The sequence below is a fragment of the Paenibacillus sp. FSL H8-0282 genome (assembly GCF_037963825.1).
Lineage (GTDB): Bacteria > Bacillota > Bacilli > Paenibacillales > Paenibacillaceae > Paenibacillus_AQ > Paenibacillus_AQ odorifer.
On the sequence record NZ_CP150146.1, the window covers coordinates 6,645,773 to 6,664,833 of the forward strand.

A 19,061-nucleotide genomic window follows, 5' to 3' on the forward strand; every position below is an offset into this window, starting at 1 on the left:
CCCCAGATGTCATATGAATCTCTCCAGTGCCCAAAAATGGGCACAAAAAAAACTACCCCAAAAGAGTAGCTTGATTGCGTATAAAGTCGCCTAAAAATTAAGACTTAATTTTTATTAAACCTTAACAAGCATAAACGCCTTCGGCGTCCTTATAAGGACGGTAAGCGTTTAAGCGAGAAATATAAGATATTAAGTATAGTTTTATAACTTATACTTTCTTATATTTTAACAAAAAGCGTTACGCACTCTTTGGCAGCTGGCTGACAATAGTTATGATAACCTTAGTCCCTTTAGCTTTGCGTCCCTACATTTCCATAGGTTTGCCTATGAAGTTTCGAATACATTCAAAGAGTAACATAAGCCTAGATCGGATCGCATGATTAATTGGTATGAAATGAATATAGGTAATTGCAATTAGTTTTTCTTATGTGATAGATATTATTTATCGACCATCCCGGAAGAGAAGGGCATCCTTTAGGACTGTAGGTCTACTTAACTCCCCGATCCAAACAAACGCCGGAACCAATTCCACACATCGCCCGTGACGGGAATTAATCCGAAACCATGTTCGCCAACTGCGATTACACCATATGCCCATTGTCCGATAGCTATGGCACCCCCAGCGATCCTGCCTATCGCTATCGCACCAAACGCCGTATCCCCTATGGCGATGGCCCCCAACGCTTTTTCCGCGATTGCGATCGCTCCTACAGCCACGCCTGCAATCGCAATCGCTCCCACTGCGAAGCCAAGCCAGCTAAGTGCTATTGCTCCGATCGCTAACCACATTCCCAGTGATATTGCTCCTAAGGATAATACGCCCACGCTTATCGCACCTATGGAAATCAAGCCAACAGCTACATCTCCAATAGCGATTAATCCAACGGCTGTCTTCACACGGGGTTTACCTCCACGGCCATACGCTTGACCTGAGTATCGCCCTAGATTACTGCGAATACTGATGACCGGAAATGAGGGAGAAGGCCATTGATAATCAATCTCTCGTCCATCAAAGCCCCTAGAATCCGCCCAGCGCGTTACAAATTGATGCCATTTCATATCCATCCCGTCCCCCTTTTCAAATTACCTAAATTATACAACCCCGGGGGTTGGCTGTACTCAGACTCTGACCTGAAATTCATCTCATCCTCTGGACGGATATATACTCATTAGGATTACTGTTTGGGAATAGGATCAGGCTTTCCAAATAAATAGCCCTGAAACAACTGATAACCACTCTGCTTAAGCCATTCAAAGTCCTCTCTAAACTCCACACCTTCTGCTAAAGGAACGGATTGGATTTCTAAAGCTTTTTCTAAAAATTGCTTTGCTATTTTCTGTTTGTTCAGATCGCTGGACACACCCTGAACATATTTCATATCCAGCTTCATGTAATGGGGTTTAAGCTCCAATAACATCTCGATCGTGCTGAAGCCCTCACCAACATCATCTAAAGCGTATTCAAATCCCCGATCCTTGTAATATGTCAAAATAGCTTTCAAATGAGCGAGATCATCCACTTTCTCCGTCTCAACAACTTCAAAGACAAAAAGAGAAGGATCGACGCCTAATTGATTGGCCAGTTCAACGGTTGATCTTAAGCAGAACTCTGGAGCGTAGATCGACGTTGGGATAAAATTAATAAACGTTTTTTTATTTAAGGGTGCAGCATATTTTACAGCCGTCATTCTACATAACCGGTCTAAAGCATATAAACGCCCACGATTCCGTGCCGCCGCAAAAATCTCATTAGGATAGATAAGAGATCCGTCTTCTTTTTTAAATCTGGATAGGAGCTCGTATGCAAAAATCTCTTCCCTTACGTTCACAATCGGTTGGAAGTAGCAAGTAACAAGACCCTTAGTGATAACCTCATCAATCCACTCCATATCAAGTACAGTGGGTAATTCGGATAGAGGTCTCCATGTTTGGTCATCTATACGGAATTCAACCTGCTCCGACTCCATATGGTCATTACAGAAATCCAGAAAATCCCGCACCCCAGCCTCCTTAATTGTAATCACATTTTCTTCCACCTTATGTATCGTATTACTTCTACTCAAGTGATGAATAACCTCAGGTAAAACCCTAAGATTAAGCTCACCATGAGCCTTGATTTCAAAATTTAGCTCTCTTACTACACAATGATTACAAGCCACATTCATAACCCCTTTAATAATCGATTCTCTGAAAAAGATCCCGGAACGGCTCTTCTCAATCGAAATCCGTATACTCCAGTAAATACGTCGGGTCTAACACGGTGATCTGCTGATGTTGAATCTCAATAATCTTTTGCTCTTGCAGATCTTTAAGCACAAGGGTAGCCGTCTCCCTTAACGTTCCGATCATATCACGCGCTCTCGCATCATGAAATTTCATTTCATATAATAACCAATTCGATAAAAATAAACGGTCCATTTGCAGCAGCATCAATTGCTTCTTAATCAACGGGTAATCGGCAAACATCTGCTTAAAAGGCTCATGTTTAATCTCAAATAATACAGTATCATTCATAGCCACCGCAGACAGCACTCTTATATTGGAGGGATGGATCACTTCCAGATCGCCATAATCCCCGAATAGATAATGTAGGCATGATCCACATTCCATAGTTTTGTATGCCAACATACTGATAATAAATCATCATCCTGTTATATTCTATCGTAACGTTGTCACATAGGCTTGATGCCAATACGATTTACAAAGGAGATCCATTCATGAAATTCCGAATTCCCTTTTACAGCTTGAAGGGAACAGACATTTTAGAGCAATTATAGCAAAGAGGATGTATCGTTTATAAATAACAAAAAAAGCCTCCAATTAAAGAAGCTTTTCACTCAAATCCATAATATGCGTAACGCGATTTCTCCCCTGTTCTTTAGAAACGTAAAGCGCTTGATCAGCTTTTTCCAGAAGAGTGATGTCTGTATCGGTTGCTTCAAAGGTAGCTATGCCAATGCTTACCGTAATGCTGCCAATCTCCCAAGTGGAGCTGGCTATGAATTGCCGCAAATTGTCCGCTATTGCCGTGGCATCCGATGAATCTGTATTAGGCAGCAGAAGGATAAACTCCTCACCACCATACCTAGCTACGATATCTTCTTTACGAGATTGGGACTTCAGGACACTCGCCAATTTCTCCAGGACATAATCACCCATCTGATGACCGTAGCTATCATTCACATTTTTAAAGTGATCAATATCTAGAATACATAATGAAAAAGGCGCCTGATCACGTTGATACGCTGCAATCTGTTCTTCCAGCTTTTCTTGCAGGAACCTTCTATTCTTTAATCCAGTAAGCTTGTCTGTAGTAGATAGCTCTACTAAAACGGCATTCATCTCCAGTAATTCAGCTTGCTTTTGCTCGATTTCCAGGTGGATTTGTTTGAGCTTTGCCAGCGCCTGATCTTTTTCCCAATACGCCTCTTCTATTTGCTTCTTCGCAGATCGTAACTCTAGCTCATAATCAATACGTTTGCCCATCTGTACGAGAATACAATCAATGACCTCTACACCTTCACACTCAAGGCGTCTGCCATTTAACAAGTAAGGCACGGCTTGCCCCTTGCTGTCCTTCAAATTGATAAATAGCTCTTCTACATGTCCATTCAGATTGATAAAAGGATAGAAGTATGAATGAAAAATAAGCTTGTTGGCCGTAGACATGATAGATTCAAAATGTTTATTCACCAAATCAACCTGTTGATATCCCATCCCCTCCAAAAAGGTTTGATTCACATCGAGGATCATTCCTTCATGGGTAATGGAAACATATCCGCATGGCGCATATTTTAACCGGTCATCCATTGTCTAAATATCCTTTCAACACCATAATCTTCTCCATCTCACCCAAGATACTCATTAATCAAAGTAATGGTCTCCTGCGGATGGCTAATATGTGGATAATGGCCCTTGGCCTCCATTAACCGGAACGTACTATTATTCATGTGTCTATGTAAATATTCTCCTACTTCTATAGGAACGATACTATCATCCGAGCATTGCAATATGAGGGTAGGCACTGTCGCTTTAGGCAGATCTTCTCGATGATCCGAAAAAAATGTAACTTCCGCAAATTCTCTAGCGATAATAGGGTCGGCCGAAATAAAGCTTCGTTCCAGCTGTTTAGTCAACATTGGGTCAGGATTATTCATCGCAAGTGGAGCCATAAAGCTAGCCCAGCCCGCGAAATTCATCTCCATCATATCCAGAAGCTCAGTAATATCACTTTTTTCGAAGCCCCCGAAATAAGCATCTCCCTCATTTAAATAACGTGGGGAAGGTCCGATCATAATCATTTTATTAAAATAATCCGGCCGCTCGATTGAAGCAAGCAAACCGATCATAGAGCTAATAGAATGGCCTATAAAAATAAGATCCTTGAGTTCAAATGTTTCGATAACATCTAGTACATCCTGTACATAACCATGGAGAGTATGATATTTATCCGATGTATATGCGCTTAAATCTGAATGGCCTGAGCCTACATAATCAAATAGAACGATTCGATACTTTTTCTCAAATGATGGCGTGATAAACTGCCACATGCTTTGATCACACCCAAATCCATGCGCAAAAAGGATAGTTTTTTCTCCTGCTCCAATGACTTTTACATGATTCCGCACCATAACATCGTTCATTTCATATAACTCCTCTATAGTTAGCATTCTCTCTATTTTGCAGGGTTCCCCTGGAAATATCAAGCGTAGAAAAAACTCCGCTAGATTAATCTCTAGCGGAGTTTTATGTAGCCTCCCGTTTGGGTCATCATTTGGCAAAATGGTAGCGTGCTGGGGTACCTCTGCGTTTAATCCGATCACATTTTGTCCGAAAAAATTGGTTAGCGGACCGAGCAGACCTTAAATGCGCCATTATTCCACATTTGAATTGCTATCGGACTCCACTGCAGCTATTGGCGCGAAAACACAAAATATGGGCCGATTTATATGAAATAGCGTCTCTGGAGTCCGAATTCCTTCTCAAAAGGTTGAAAATTTGCGAATAACATCATCTGGGTCCGTAAGACTCCGTGGATAAACTGTTGAGGCAGAGGTAGACAACCAACATTTAGAATGCAGAAGTCCAACCCGCATCAGCAGCGATGATAGCTCCGTTTACAAAACTGGAATCATCCGAAGCCAGGAATAACGCAACTTGTGCGATTTCTTCAGGTGTACCTACACGAGGGATCACAGCCTGTGTTAATTGCGTACGGCTCACGCCGAATTCATTTATATTTTTCATTGAAGCACTGATGTTTGTGGCAGTAGCTCCTGGTGCGATAGCATTACAACGAATCCCTTTGTTGGCATACATAAAAGCTGTGTTTTTCGTCAAGCCTACTACAGCATGTTTAGAGGCAGTATAAGTTGCTCCCGCATGGGCACCACTTACGCCACCTGTAGAAGCGGTATTAACGATAACCCCTTTTCCTTTTTCCAGAAAAATAGGCAGTGCTTTACGAGTGGACCGCATTACACTTTTGGTATTGATATCAAAGATAAGATCCCATCGTTCATCTGTAATATCACCAACTGGCTCAAAGCCATCCATAATCCCTGCGTTATTCACTAAAATATCTAGCGTGCCATATTCTTTTACAGCGGTATCAATCATGCTATCAATATCTCCAACCAGGGCAACATTTACTTTCAGTGCCTTAGCTACTCCACCGTTACTATTGATCCCTGCGGCTACTTGTTCAGCACCTTCTAGGTTCAGATCGGCTACAATCACTTTTGCCCCTTCTTTAGCGTACAACTCTGCGATAGATTTCCCCATACCCGATGCCGCCCCAGTAACCACTGCAACTCTGTCTTGAAGTTTCATGTTGGAAGTCTCCTTTACGTTTATCTATAATGTAAATATCAATATATAAAATCTCTTTAACGCTTAAAATTTATACTACTCAAGTTTAATCCTCTAAAATTTAACTATCAATATACAAATGAGACACCAAATGTTCATAAATATATATAACGTGGGATTCTGTTCAAATAGGATTAGAAAATAGACAGTTAGGTGGTCTTCTGTTGCTTAAAAATAATCGGAGAACTAGCAAATCGCGTAAAGAGCTTAAAAACGCATTGATATTACTCATGGAAAAAAAGAATTTCCGCACCATTACGATAACCGATATCGTTACCCTTGCCGATTTAAACCGCGGAACCTTCTATAAACATTACCAAACCAAAGAAGAACTTCTAAATGAGCTAATTGATGATGTGTTGGAGGATTTAATTAAGGCTTATAAAGAACCCTATCTTCATACCGATAAATTTATAGTTAGTGAGCTGACCACCTCGAGCATCAAGATTTTTGAACATGTGGTCTCTTACTCTAATTTTTATACCATCATTATAAATTCCAATGTTCTGCCAGGGTTCCAAAATAGAATTTGCGACCTCTTAAAGGAGCTCACCAAGCGGGACTTAGTCGCAGTTAATAACACTAATACCAATGTAAATATCGAATTGTTTTCCAGTTACACCGCCTATGCTCTATTTGGATTAATCATAGAGTGGGTAAAAGGCGGATTTAAATATACAGCTAACCATATGGCAGAGCAGCTGATTGAAATTCTGTCTTTTAATTCACATAATGTGATCATCAACACTTCAAATCAACCGATTAAACAGAATTCCATCCCTGTTAACGGCGACTAATTTATCTCAAACTAAAAAAAGCCACTCCAAAATGCTGGAGTGGCTTTTGAATGCAATTTATAACCTAAGGTCTTCTGTTTCCACCACCACCGCCACCTGGACCTTGATTAGTGTTTGCGGTTGTTACTCCGGATTCATTTAGCCAAGTTACGCTGCTTGTAATTTCGAACGCTACTACTTTTGTTCCTCCTGTGTATTCACCATCCGTATACAGTCCGTTCGCTTCACTACCGGTCGAGGTACCTCCCGAGTAGAGGGTGTAAGAACCGCCGTCCTTCAGATCCGGTGAACTAATCACCACCGTTTGATAGCTCTTCGAAGGAGCAAAGGTCAGGATCGAGTTGCCTTCGCTGTCCTCTAGATGAACCAATGTTCCAGCCTCCTGGGTCTGAGGGAAGGTCATGCTGACTGCATGTTGGCTAGAGGTGTCAGACGGTGCTTGTGCCATGCCCGAACTTCCCGCAGCCACCAAAGTTCCTCCACTCTGTTCAAAGCTACCGTCGAAATCAAGTGCACCGTTACCGCTATTGGTAGGTCCATTGACAATAACCGTGCCACCCGACATTGTGATGGAGCCGTTCGAATCCAGCCCGTCACCTGAAGCATCGACCGTTAGTGTTCCTCCACTAATCGTTAGCATATTGCTAGCAGAATCGCTGAATTGATCCTGCTCCTGAGGACCGCCGCCTACAGTCGCCTCATCGTTACCTCCTGCTACATTCACTCCATCATCAGAAGCAACCACATGAGCTTCGCCACCGGAAATCTCGATGTTTGCTCCTTCAATCCCTTCGTAGCTCTTCGTAATATCAATTTTACCACCAGATATCGCCACCAAAGCATCCGCATGGATTCCATCGTCGCCAGTTTTGATGTTGAATTCTCCATCAGCTATAGCAATGTTACTGTTGCTGTGCACTGCATCATCAGCAGAATCGATGGTAAAGGTTCCGTTATTTAAGCTAATATCTCCTCCAGCCTTCAAGCCTTTAGTACTTGGTGTTTCAGATTCTGTAGTTGTTGCCGTTGTTGCCGTTGTTGATGCTTCCGTTGTTGGTATCTCCGGTTTTGTTTCTGGCATCGTCTCTGGTTTGGTTTCAGATGTTGAGGTTCCTGTTGTTCCTGTGGCTCCTGGTGCTTGATCCCCTGTTCCCTGACCTCGGCCACCTCTCATGCCCATACCTTGCCCTTGATCACCTGTTTTCACTTCACCCTTCTCGTTGCCCCCACCCGTAACTAAGGTGTATGTTCCGCCATCTATTACAAGTGAAGTCTCAGCTTGAATTCCATCATTACCAGCCGTAATATCAAATGTTCCTGCTGCTATTGCTATGAAGCCTTTGTCCGTCTCAGTATCGTTGGTTGATTTCATTCCATCGCCTTCTGCCGTTATGCTGATATTTCCGTCTTGTACAGCGACAAGATCTTTACCTACAATCCCGTCATCGGCAGCCTTAATTTCAATAGTGCCACCCATAATTTTCAGATCGTCCTTGCTCGTAATTCCGTCATTATAGTTAGCGGAAACAGACAGCTTCCCGGTCCCATTAATCGTTAAATCCGCTTTACTGAAGATAGCCGCACTCGGTTCATCTGTAGTTTCATCGGCATACACGTAAGTTGCTCCATCAGATACGGAGTTCTCCGTCCCGTCTTCCAAGGTAATGATCACTTTCCCCGCTTCTTTAATATCAATTGCTGCACTATCGCTGTTCGTGATGTTCACACCGTTCAGTACCAAGTGCACAGTACCTTCATCCTGATTATTAACTACAATCTGTCCATCACTCAACTTACCAGACAGCACATAAGTTCCTGCTGCAGTAATTGTCACTGAGCCATCCTTGGACTCAGCCCCGGTGCCGTCAACAAGCGCACTTGTTCCAGCCGAAGCAATTTCCGTCGATTGGTCAGCCGTCCAAGTTGTATTAGAATCCTCTTCATCGAACGTCACCAGATCGGATAGTTTGGCGCTTGCCAGTTGCACTCCCGTGACAGCCCCGTTCTGAGTTATCGTTGTTGCCGAGGCTGCTGCTGTACCCGCCGCTTCAGACTGTGTTGTTGTGGCATTGGTGCTGCAAGCCGACATAAGTAATGCACACAATAGCAAGATTCCTACTTTACTTCCGGTTATATATTTATCCATTTTTCATCCATCCTTTCGTCTTAATAGTCATTAGCAGTTGGAGTCATGGTCAGAGACAGGTCTAAATTACCGTTCCGGGTACGAATCGCATCCAAAAATTCCTTCTGGTTCACAGCCTCACCCAGCGTTACAGCGTAGACCAGTTCATATAAACTGCCAAGCTCAGTCGTTCTAATCTTTTTAAGCTCATACCCAACGTTATATTTATTGAACACTTCAGCGAAGGCTTCCTCATATCCCAGACTCTCCGGGATGGTTACCTTTAATGTTTTTTGCGACGTTGTTCTTACGCCAAAGTTAGTCCGGTTAAGGATAAACATAAGGGCGCATAGGATAAGGGTGAACAAGACTGCATATCCAAAGGAACCCACTCCACAGGCAAGTCCAGAAGCCATGGTGAACAGAACAAATGTGATATCCTTCGGATCGCCCGGCGCACTTCTAAACCGAATGATGGAGAACGCCCCGGCAAGACTGAAAGCTCTGGCAACATTACTTCCGATAAGCAAAATGATGATGGCCACAATTACGGGCAACAGTACCATTGTTAGTGTGAAGCTTTGCGAATAGCCGCTTGCATTGGTCTTCATATAGGTGTAGCTAATGATCCCGCCAAGAGCAATAGCTATAAAAATAGTTAGCAGTGCGTTGGTAAACGTTAACTCTGTACTAGTTGCTACGGTAAATAATGAATCAAGCATAGAGGGCACTCTCCCGTTCTGTTTTACTGTTCTTCAGCATTTTTTTATATTCGTTGCCGTACTTGGAGAAGCTTGTACGGTACATTTGATGCTCTGAGAGCATTTTGGCCAGCCAGACCGGAATCGTGTTCTCAGCTTTTACTTCCATTAGCCACTGCCCCGGCTCCAGCAAGGGTTCGCCATGAACACCGTGCTCCATCTTCAGATCGTACCGGCGGCTGCGAATATTTGTATCGAATGTAATTCTTAGATCGCGATTGTTTTTACAGAACAACGCTTTTCGGTCATAAGACAGATACACCTTGGGCTGCAAATCATAGCGTGTCAGAAAATATTTGATCTCTTCAATCACCTGTTTATTCATGTAATCCTTGAATTCCGGTTCCATGCCGGTGGCGACAAAATCATAAGCCTCGTTTAATTTGAGCGACGTTCTTCTTTTATTAACAAGACCAAATACCTTCTTCTTGATTTCCAGATACACCTTCGTATCTTGATTTGGAACACCGTAAGCTCTTAAACGAAGCTTCTCTTTGTACTTGGGCTTCGCAAGACTGTTACGAATCAGGGTGTTGTGCTCCGTGTCATAATATAAGTTGGTTATGGAGTAAAACTCATGTTGCTTGTTGAAATCGTCTAGTTCCATGTATTCAAGCAATTGGTTATAAAATTTATAGTAGGCTTCGTTGTCCAACAAATATTTGTTCTCATAACGGTTGAATACCTCAATCGCCATATGTGATCAATCCTTTCTGTTTATCGTTGTCTCGTGTGCTTATGAATGTATCTTAGATCCCAAACCTTTAATGAATCTTAAATGGTTTTACAAATTATTGATTATCTTTTACATTCCCTTAACACAGGTGTAAGTCGTAACTGCGGTGAATGTTGTTCTTCCGGCCGCTGTTGTCTGCAGATTTCTTGATTTCAAACTGCTGTTCGCAGTCACTTCTATCTCAACCTTCATTAAGGTTCAATAAAGGTAATCCTGATATAATGACCTCAATAACAAATACTGGTTCTATGTAGGGGATGGCAAAACCATGAGAATATTAATAGTAGAAGACGAGCTTCATCTCGCTGAAGCCTTAACTCAAATATTAAAAAAACATAATTATTCGGTGGATGCAGTCCATGACGGCAGGTCGGGTCTGGATTACGCACTGAGTGGAATCTATGATTTGCTGCTGCTCGACATCATGCTGCCTGAGATGGATGGGGTCAGCGTCCTCAAGACGCTGCGGAAAAAGGGGATACCCACTCCCGTTATCCTGCTTACCGCAAAGGGTGAAATTACAGATATGGTCACTGGGCTGGACTATGGAGCTGACGATTATATCGCCAAACCTTTTTCCTCGGAGATCTTATTGGCAAGAATAAGGGCTGTACTAAGACGTAAAGGCGAGGTGATACCGGATGATGCTTTAAAGTTCGGGGATATTGAACTGAATACATCCAATCTGAAGCTTACCGTGGGTGGCAAAGAGATCAAGCTCAATCTAAAGGAATGTGAGCTATTGGAGCTTCTGATCTTGAGGAAACAAGCTGTAACCTCCAAAGAACAAATTATTGAGAAGCTGTGGGGATTTGATTCAGATGCTGAGCACAATAATGTAGAGGTGTATATTTCTTTTTTGAGAAAAAAACTGACCTTCTTAAATTCGACCGTACGCATTAGTACGATCAGAAACGTAGGGTATGTATTAGAGGTGACCACCTGATGTTCACGAAGCTCAGAAATCGGTTTCTTATTGTTAACTTAGTCACCATCTCGGTGATCATGCTTGTGGCCTTCATCTCCATATATGTAATTACGTACCGGGATGTCCAAAACGATATTCAGATGGATCTTCACAGAATCATGGAAAACTACAAGTCTCCCGGTGGTGACACAGGACGATTAGGCAATACCAAAGGGGGAGCCACGTTACCACGTGTGGATAATAAACGTACGGATAACGGAACACCTCCTCCAGAACGCTCAATCTCATTTATGCTGAAAATAGATACAGCGTCCAACATTACGGGGAAAGATTCCAAATTTACTATGGACGATGAATTTTATAATACGGCTCTGCAAGAAGCACTAAGCGCCGGTAAAGATACCGGAAGGTTCACCTTGGATAGCAGCAAATGGATCTTCAACATCCAGCATACGAATGATGGGGCGATGCTTGTATTTCTGGACATCACTGCAGAGCAAAAAATCCTCACCAATCTAATCTATACCTTCTCTGTAGTTGGCTCAGTGATGCTGATTATCTTGTACTTCGCTAGCCGCTTTTTTGCTAATCGTTCAATTGCGCCGGTAAAAGAGGCTTTTGAGAAACAGAAACAATTTATTGCGGATGCTTCCCATGAGTTAAAGACGCCGTTGACTATTATTAACACCAATGCGGATGTTCTCCTGTCCAACAGTGATGACACCATTCACAATCAGTCCAAGTGGCTGCACTATATCAAGTCGGAAACAGAAAGAATGACCAGCCTGACCAATGATCTGCTGTACCTGACCGAGATGGACGATTCCAGATCGAGAATGATTTATTCGAAATTCAATCTGAGCGACGTGGTTGAAAATATCATTTTAACGATGGAAGCTGTAATCTTTGAGAAGCATATCTTCCTTGAATATGACATCGAGCCTGATCTGACAGTGCTAGGCAATAGTGAACAGATCAAACAAGTGATTATGATCCTCTTGGACAATGCTGTAAAATATTCGAACCCTAAAGGTTCAGTCACCTTATCCCTTAAAAAACAACATAATGACATGGTGTTAGCGGTCACCAATACGGGGGAGGGCATTGCGCCGGAGCACTTAGCGAGCATCTTTGACCGGTTCTACCGTACAAATGCTTCCCGGGCGCGTAAACAAGGGGGATATGGCCTAGGGCTGGCGATTGCCAAATCGATTATTGAACAGCATAAGGGAAAAATTTATGCCAAAAGTTTTGTCGGCGAGTCCACCACGTTTTACGTACATCTTTCATAACTACAAGTAAAAAAGACTCAAACCCTGTTATCTCTAAGGTTTGAGTCTTTTTATTTACTTTACACTTCGCCCCAATAAATTTCGGTCTTATAATCAAAAAATACTTGCCCACCCTGGTTATTTCGTTCGAAAATATTCCGCAGCTCAGCCATCATATTCTCATAGCTTAGATCTCCGGGGACCGGAGTGTAGGAAGACGATCGAAGACGACCGCTTAAGCCCTCCAAATCAAATACCTGCTGATTGCTAAAATGCGCTACTTGCATCTGTCCTTTCTTGAAAAAGGAACTAAGAATCTCAGGGGTAATGTTCTTATGATTAACTTGAGTGTAGTTCGTCCCGAAGGTCTGCAGCAGCTGCTCATATTCCTCCAGAAATGGGGTACCGTAAGTAAGCCGGGAATTCCATATCAGAATAACTTTTCCACCCGGTTTTAGAATCCGCTTGAATTCCAATTGCGTTGCGTCCCTATCAAACCAGTGAAACGCTTGGGCGCATACGATAAAGTTCATGGACTGGTCGGATAATTCTGTATGTTCAGCAGACCCCGGCGATACAGAGAAATGGTTATCCTTTGCGAACTTCTCTTCCGCAGCTCTACGCATTTCCGGATTGGGTTCAACGGCAGTCACACGACTCCCGCGCTCCAGAAGTAATGCTGAGAATATTCCAGTTCCTGCACCAATATCAGCAATATCACAATTGGGTTGGAGCCCAATAGTATTGTACAAATAATCAATGGCTTCTCCAGGATAGCTCGGCCGATATTTTACATACGAATCCACCCGATTAGAAAATATTTCTTTGCTATTCATCCTTCGTCTCCTCCTAGGCGCTCAGGTTCATAATCACTTAATTTACCTTGGTAAACCAAACGCAGCCGATCACTTTGGCGAAAATCATCCGGAGTAACGAGTGCGGGCAGCTTATCCCATAACTTAATGCCCGACCGCTCTAGAATTTCCGCTACAAATTGCGAACAAAAATAAGAGTTGCTGAATTCGACAGGCTCCTTCAGGGCAATGCCAATTACGCCGAGAATATTATAGAGATACTTTTGACGGCTTCGGATAAAGACTTGCAAGACCCGCTCCATTTTCTCCACTTCGCGGGCTGTAACTTGAAGTTCATATAGGACACATGTTGTATTAGGGTATTTGCTGAACGTACCTGTCTTAATATCCTCCTTCACAAACCCTCCATTCAGGGGGTTGCTCGGATGCTTTCTGCCAAAGCTATACAGCTCGGAAAGCTCCCGATTAAAGGAGATCGAGGCATGATTATAGGGTGCTTTTGTATAGCCTTGAATGAGCTTCGTAAAAAGCGTCCCGGTATTCGTCAGTAATATAAAGACCGATGGATCTGCTGCCATTTACAATTTTCCCCTTATCAAGTTTGAGCGTTTCCTTCATAATAACATATGAACCCATTAATGGAATCTACTCTAGGACAAGTTGGTGATCAGTTATCGACCGCTCTTTATTAACTATAATTCTTATCTTTGCGGCCTTATCGGCTATTCACTTGATGTATGTAGTTATAGGGAAGCTACAGCCAAATAAGGATTATACGGGCATTGGCTTTCGTATCAAGACGTGGTGGGGAATGCTTTTTATCTTTTGCCTAGCTACCCTATTTAATCCCGTCGTCTCTCTGCTGTCTCTCATGGTGCTCTGCTTCTTTGCACTGAAAGAGTATTTCTCTATGATGAAATCACGAAAATCGGACCGCAGGCTATTTCTGTGGGCTTACTTATCCATCCCGTTGCAGTTCTACTGGATTTATATCGAGTGGTACGGAATGTTTATTGTCTTCATCCCGGTTTATGTATTCTTGCTCCTACCGCTGCCCAGAATGATTAATAAAGGCACGGTTGGTTTTATGCGTAGTGTCAGCTCCACCCAATGGGGGCTTATGCTGATGGTATTCGGACTTAGCCACTTGGCCTACTTTCAATTTGCTACACCGGAGTATGGAGCGGGGCTTGTACTTTTTCTAGTAGTGCTAACGCAGCTCAATGATGTGGTCCACTATCTGGCGTCACTTTATGTAGGAAAGCGGAAAATAGTTCCCACCGCCAATCCGTATTTAACTTGGGAGGGTTTCGCTTTCGCATTTGTCATCACGACAGGAGTTTCCTATCTAATCTATCCCTACCTGACGCCGCTCAACCCAATCTTCGGGTTACTGTCAGGCATGTTGATCAGCTTGAGCGGCTTCTTTGGCAGTTTAACGGTTTCCGTGTTAAAGCGGGATCTGCTAATCGGCGATGGCGATAAATTCGTGGCATTGAAGCAAAGCCATTTAAGCCGGATCGATAGCTTGACCTACACTTCACCGGTCTTTTTTCATGTCATTCGTTATTTTTTCGACTTCATGTAGATCATCTGATGGGAAGCTTGAATCAGCCCCTCCATGAATGATTATGCAGTATCTTCACCATTTGTTCTTGCTGGCTGGCGAACTGCTTATATCGATGTCCGTTGGCGCCCGAGGGGTGGGGAAATCCCCATAAGCAGCGTTGTTTATCAAGCTCACCTGCGGACACAAGGAGTTGAAGTATACTTTCCACTGTTTTTCCTAAGGGAATAATTAAGGCCCGGCTCAGTATGTTCAGCTCCTCACGCAAGGAAGATAATGCCTGCGCCCTGAGGAATGAATTTGAAAGTAGCTTGGGCTGGGCCCCACTATAATTTTTCTTATCCACGAACACGGGAAAATGTAATAAAGAGCTGGTGTGCAGGATCGTCTGCTGCTGCTGAAATAGTTCTTCACAAGAGGTTAGGTTCAAGTGTTGATGCAGTTTAAGTGTATCTAACATATGAATTAACGTGTTCCGCATGGAGCCTGCGAATCTCGCCGCTTCCTTCGCTGTCCTACATACCTCTTCATCTGACAAACCAGCCTCCAGACCTATGATCGCTTCTTGTATCGCTATGCCCATTTGTGTGAACCCGGGCGTTAACCCTATAATGATCACCTTAGCAGAAGGATTAATGTACTCATTATGGGGGGCATAATACATTTCCACCTTGCCATTACGCTCCATTAGAAGCTTATCCACCTGCAGATCCTGTTTAGTTAGCACTGTACCCTTCGGGAGTGAGAGGATCGCCGATTTATACTGTTGCAGATAGGTAGAGAGGAGCATATCATCTGCCTCACAGGTCTCTATTTGTTATCGAACCACTCACCAGTCGGCCTTCGTACCAGACGGCTTGGCGCTGCGCTCTTCGGGCTACTGCTTCAGCCGAACAGCTGGCATGCAGCAGCACAAAGCTAGCAGTGTCGCCAACCTTTGGCCATACCTGCTCGCCTTTTGGATCAAGGGGTGTTAATCCTCCTGTTATAAATCTGAGAGATTGAGATAATGCCAATTCATCATTGCAGCCGTACAACTCCGCGTAACGCCCTGCCTTCTCCAGTTGATCTCCATTTCCAAAAGGGGACCAGTGATCGGTAAGGCTATCTGTTGCCAGCTTCACTTTTACCCCTTGGCTGTGCAGCATCGGAAGTGGCATCATCATTCTTCCAATAGGCACTGTGGATGCAATAGTCATACCCAGTGATGCCATCCGTTTAGCTACCTCTTCTGCCTCTTGCTGCTGAGCTCCTGCGAACCAGAACGCATGACTGACCGTGACCTTTCCTTGCAAGCCAGCTTCTTCCGTCAGATCAGCTAACCGCGTCAGTGTTTTCTTTCCCGCTTCTTTTCCATCATGTAAATGAATATCAATGCCGGCATTACTCATCACTGCTAATTCCACCATCGTCTGAAGTGACTTCTCGATATCTCCATCCACCGTATAAGGATCTACTCCGCCTACAAAGGTTGCTCCCTCTGCGAGAGACTGTTTTACCAGCTGTACAGAATCCGAGCGCAGCAGGCCATGTTGCGGAAACGCCACAATTTCAGATGAAATTTTACCCGCGAATGCATTTAATGCTTGTACAGTCGCTTCTAATCGTTGCAAGCCGCTGACAGGCTCAATATTGCAATGGCTGCGCACATGTGTGGCACCAAACCCCTGAATAAGCGTCAGGATGCTCTCTGCTTGTTGTCTCGCCATGGGCAGCAGCTTAGGCAATAATACCTTCTCTTCCTCAATCCGTTCGAAAACACTGGACGCAGGCTTTACCGCTCTCCAAGGTCCATCGAAATATGTTTTATCTAAATGGATATGTGCTTCTTCGAAAGAAGGCAGCATCAACAACTCTTTACAGTCGTATTTCGGGAGCTGGCTCTGAAGCTCGATGTCTGCTCCAACAACTTCTGAAATCTTATCCCCGTCAATGCGGAGATGACAAACCTTCGTATTCGTACCCGCTACTTGCCCATCCTCAATAACATAACCTTGTTCTAATCTTATATTGGTTAACCAATAAGAAGCATTCAACATGCTACCCCATCCTTTTCTCAACAATTTATATAGGTACGGACCGCTTTACTCTAAATGTTACCATAGCCCTTGCCATATAAAAAATAATTGAGAAATTTCAATAGCTACAGATCAATCTGACCCCTATGTTTGACTCTGGATCTAGCTTCTCTACTATAACTAACTTCCTTGTTCAGCAGTTCATCCATCCGCAGACACTTCAGACCCTTTTTATCCATTTCTTTTAAGACTTCTTCTAATCCAGTGATCATATTCAAGGGCGCTTCTTCATCTGCCCACGGTGTATCTCCGCTGTCGTGTAGAACAATGATTGAGCCTGGTTTTATTTTTTTTATTAAGGCATCCTTTAATTGCTCTGCACTCAGTGACGCTTTCCAATCTCCGACCATAACAGACCACAATACGATTCGATAAGATTCTCTTAGCAAAAAGAAATCCCCTAGATTGAGAAGCCCCCAAGGTGGGCGGTAAAAGATAGGCCGCTCTCCTGTAATTCGCTCAACAATGTCTGCTGTGCGATCTACTTGCTTCCGTCTATTGGTCCAGGGGAACTGGATCCAGTTGGGTGTATGAGTATAATTATGAATGCCGATTTGGTGCCCTTCTCTGTGCATACGCTCGATCAGTTCTGGATATCGCTGCGCCTTTTTGCCCAATACGAAGAAGGTCGCTTTTATGCCATGCTCTTTTAATAGATCTAGAAGTTCAGGTGTATAACAAGGATCCGGACCGTCATCGAACGTAAACGCAATTTCTTTCTCTGCACCTACCTCCGAGTGAACCCCCCATCCCAATATTCGGGTAAGCGCAAAAGGAACGATCATATAAAGAACAATCACATCCACTGCTAAAATTATGAAGGCCCACATTAGGAAGCCGCCTCTGTCTTACGCGGGGCAAACCGCGCTTTCAAGGACTGCTTGCTAAGCACAAGCATCATGGGAGATAACTTCTCTGTGCTGTCCTCTACACGATGTTTCCCTTCCGGATGCAGCATGCGAAGTAAAAAACGAAGGTATATCCCGAACCAGTGCCGCTGCCATTTGGACTTGATAGGACGCTGCTCAAACCCTATTCCATGAATAATCCCCCGGTGAAGCAGTGTAATCCCGGTTAGCGCGTTTACTTTGCTTAGTTCCGGATTGCTGTCTAGATCACGACTGATCTCCTTCATAGCCTCGCGAAGCATGCGTGCCGTACGAATTCCGGCCCGATCTGCGCCAAGCGTACGTGTCAGCTGCACAATCTGGCGATTGTCCAAATGAAGCTCACCCACCCAATCTCCCGGAAGTATCCGTTGCCCATCTTGGCAGACCAAACTTTCTCCGTGATATTTCAACACTACCAACTTACATATCCCATATCTACGCACGGACTGACTACGAAATTTGGTGATGACAGCAAATATGTTCTCCCACATCATCCAAAGGGATTGTGAGAATAATTTTATAAATGGAACTGAGGTTACCATCATTTTTCCTTCTTCCTGTTTAAGTTTATCTTCTAGCAAAATCCTTCACTAAACGCCGCGTATACCTGCCGATCATCTTTACCAGACTGTTTCCGAGATAAGCACCTATCCATAGAGACACTGAACCTAACAACATGAAGAAAAGTGAGATGTTGAATGTTTTATTTTCAATCCCAAATAGCGATATAGAGGACACATCTAATAAATACAGGACAGGTGACAACAAGAGAATAATAGGAGTCAAGTAAAAAAGAGTGGCACAAATGAGACTGACCATGCCGATTCCAAACTGCAACATCAACCCTAAAATCGCTCTCCAGTTATGTTCATCCAGAAACTCTGCCTTAACCCTTTCCCACAAGCTGCCTTCTTCTTGAGATCGGGTTGGGAGCGTGCGAACCGAGATATCCGTATAGACTTTAGTTCGAATTCGCTCATGCTGTAAAAAAGTCTCGGTAGAACGCAAAACATAATAAAGGATCGGGATCCCCACTAAGGTGAAGGACATCGAAACTCCAAAGGTAATGCCCACCAGATAAAAACAAAAGTAAAATAGCCCTGTGGCAAAAGTAATTAATAAGAAACAAAAATTTCTCACATGTTTCCGGATTATTTGATTCATGTTTTTCTCTCCCTCTCTGCAATAAAAAATTGTTCATAACTAAGTAACTCCTATGCTA

The 19,061-nt window shown here is 43.4% G+C and carries 21 protein-coding genes and 1 riboswitch; of the genes, 4 read left to right on the forward strand and 17 right to left on the reverse strand.

The features are described 5' to 3' along the window. Positions 1-248 precede the first annotated feature (248 nt). Positions 249-335: riboswitch (cyclic di-GMP riboswitch) on the reverse strand. Between the two features lie 157 nt (positions 336-492). The 6 genes from NST94_RS28865 to NST94_RS28890 form a co-directional block, all read right to left on the reverse strand. Continuing rightward, positions 493-1,059 carry a hypothetical protein gene (locus NST94_RS28865; RefSeq protein WP_076276340.1) on the reverse strand — a complete coding sequence of 189 codons (567 nt, stop codon included), beginning with the start codon at positions 1,057-1,059 and terminating at the stop codon, positions 493-495. Positions 1,060-1,175: 116 nt separating this feature from the next. Beyond that, entirely contained in the window at positions 1,176-2,024 is an 849-nt protein-coding gene (locus tag NST94_RS28870; RefSeq protein ID WP_305953541.1) for an EAL domain-containing protein, read from the reverse strand. Between the two features lie 190 nt (positions 2,025-2,214). Further along, entirely contained in the window at positions 2,215-2,628 is a 414-nt protein-coding gene (locus NST94_RS28875; RefSeq protein WP_339281513.1) for a helix-turn-helix domain-containing protein, read from the reverse strand. A gap of 192 nt (positions 2,629-2,820) precedes the next feature. Further along, entirely contained in the window at positions 2,821-3,810 is a 990-nt protein-coding gene (locus NST94_RS28880; protein ID WP_339281514.1) for a sensor domain-containing diguanylate cyclase, read from the reverse strand. Between the two features lie 38 nt (positions 3,811-3,848). Next, positions 3,849-4,643 carry an alpha/beta hydrolase gene (locus tag NST94_RS28885; RefSeq protein WP_076181841.1) on the reverse strand — a complete coding sequence of 265 codons (795 nt, stop codon included), beginning with the start codon at positions 4,641-4,643 and terminating at the stop codon, positions 3,849-3,851. Positions 4,644-5,070: 427 nt separating this feature from the next. Then, positions 5,071-5,832, reverse strand: a complete 762-nt coding sequence (locus NST94_RS28890; protein ID WP_076124164.1) for an SDR family oxidoreductase — start codon at positions 5,830-5,832, stop codon at positions 5,071-5,073. Between the two features lie 269 nt (positions 5,833-6,101). On the opposite strand from NST94_RS28890, the gene NST94_RS28895 reads away from it, so the two are divergent. Continuing rightward, the gene (locus NST94_RS28895) at positions 6,102-6,668 is read left to right on the forward strand and encodes a TetR/AcrR family transcriptional regulator (protein ID WP_063829811.1); all 567 of its coding nucleotides are present in this window, start codon (positions 6,102-6,104) and stop codon (positions 6,666-6,668) included. 64 nt (positions 6,669-6,732) lie between these two features. Here NST94_RS28895 and NST94_RS28900 read toward each other — a convergent pair whose 3' ends face one another. From NST94_RS28900 to NST94_RS28915, 4 genes are all read right to left on the reverse strand, one after another. After that, a complete protein-coding gene (locus NST94_RS28900; protein ID WP_339281515.1) occupies positions 6,733-8,814 on the reverse strand; it encodes a carbohydrate-binding domain-containing protein in 2,082 nt (693 codons plus the stop codon). Between the two features lie 20 nt (positions 8,815-8,834). Next, positions 8,835-9,515 (reverse strand): DUF4956 domain-containing protein, encoded by a 681-nt coding sequence (locus tag NST94_RS28905; RefSeq protein ID WP_076132792.1) that lies wholly within the window; start codon positions 9,513-9,515, stop codon positions 8,835-8,837. Then, on the reverse strand, positions 9,508-10,251 hold the full coding sequence (locus NST94_RS28910; RefSeq protein ID WP_076105108.1) for a polyphosphate polymerase domain-containing protein: 744 nt from the start codon (positions 10,249-10,251) through the stop codon (positions 9,508-9,510). The genes NST94_RS28905 and NST94_RS28910 overlap by 8 nt, the downstream gene beginning before the upstream one ends. A 108-nt stretch (positions 10,252-10,359) precedes the next feature. After that, entirely contained in the window at positions 10,360-10,482 is a 123-nt protein-coding gene (locus NST94_RS28915) for a hypothetical protein (RefSeq protein WP_256716462.1), read from the reverse strand. A gap of 76 nt (positions 10,483-10,558) precedes the next feature. Here NST94_RS28915 and NST94_RS28920 point away from each other — a divergent pair, with 76 nt between their 5' ends. Beyond that, positions 10,559-11,236: a response regulator transcription factor gene (locus NST94_RS28920; RefSeq protein WP_076099753.1), complete on the forward strand. Its 678-nt coding sequence runs from the start codon at positions 10,559-10,561 to the stop codon at positions 11,234-11,236. Continuing rightward, on the forward strand, positions 11,236-12,510 hold the full coding sequence (locus NST94_RS28925) for a HAMP domain-containing sensor histidine kinase (RefSeq protein ID WP_339281516.1): 1,275 nt from the start codon (positions 11,236-11,238) through the stop codon (positions 12,508-12,510). The genes NST94_RS28920 and NST94_RS28925 overlap by 1 nt, the downstream gene beginning before the upstream one ends. 59 nt (positions 12,511-12,569) lie before the next feature. On the opposite strand, the gene NST94_RS28930 is transcribed toward NST94_RS28925, so the two are convergent. Further along, positions 12,570-13,325, reverse strand: coding sequence for a class I SAM-dependent methyltransferase (locus NST94_RS28930; RefSeq protein WP_076301512.1), 756 nt, complete (start codon positions 13,323-13,325; stop codon positions 12,570-12,572). Then, entirely contained in the window at positions 13,322-13,882 is a 561-nt protein-coding gene (locus NST94_RS28935) for a hypothetical protein (RefSeq protein WP_076124175.1), read from the reverse strand. Before NST94_RS28935 ends, NST94_RS28930 begins: the two co-directional genes overlap by 4 nt. 95 nt (positions 13,883-13,977) lie before the next feature. On the opposite strand from NST94_RS28935, the gene NST94_RS28940 reads away from it, so the two are divergent. Then, positions 13,978-14,892: a phosphatidate cytidylyltransferase gene (locus NST94_RS28940; protein WP_076132799.1), complete on the forward strand. Its 915-nt coding sequence runs from the start codon at positions 13,978-13,980 to the stop codon at positions 14,890-14,892. A gap of 22 nt (positions 14,893-14,914) precedes the next feature. Here NST94_RS28940 and NST94_RS28945 read toward each other — a convergent pair whose 3' ends face one another. The 5 genes from NST94_RS28945 to NST94_RS28965 form a co-directional block, all read right to left on the reverse strand. Then, complete coding sequence (locus tag NST94_RS28945; protein WP_248548908.1) at positions 14,915-15,598, reverse strand: uracil-DNA glycosylase family protein; 684 nt, start codon at positions 15,596-15,598, stop codon at positions 14,915-14,917. Positions 15,599-15,671: 73 nt separating this feature from the next. After that, positions 15,672-16,910 (reverse strand): amidohydrolase, encoded by a 1,239-nt coding sequence (locus NST94_RS28950; RefSeq protein ID WP_076191571.1) that lies wholly within the window; start codon positions 16,908-16,910, stop codon positions 15,672-15,674. Positions 16,911-17,014: 104 nt separating this feature from the next. Beyond that, positions 17,015-17,779 carry a polysaccharide deacetylase family protein gene (locus NST94_RS28955; protein ID WP_339281517.1) on the reverse strand — a complete coding sequence of 255 codons (765 nt, stop codon included), beginning with the start codon at positions 17,777-17,779 and terminating at the stop codon, positions 17,015-17,017. Continuing rightward, the gene (locus tag NST94_RS28960; protein WP_254847726.1) at positions 17,779-18,384 is read right to left on the reverse strand and encodes a polysaccharide deacetylase; all 606 of its coding nucleotides are present in this window, start codon (positions 18,382-18,384) and stop codon (positions 17,779-17,781) included. The genes NST94_RS28955 and NST94_RS28960 overlap by 1 nt, the downstream gene beginning before the upstream one ends. Positions 18,385-18,406: 22 nt before the next feature. Beyond that, positions 18,407-19,003, reverse strand: coding sequence for a sensor domain-containing protein (locus NST94_RS28965; RefSeq protein WP_339281518.1), 597 nt, complete (start codon positions 19,001-19,003; stop codon positions 18,407-18,409). Between the last annotated feature and the right edge of the window lie 58 nt (positions 19,004-19,061).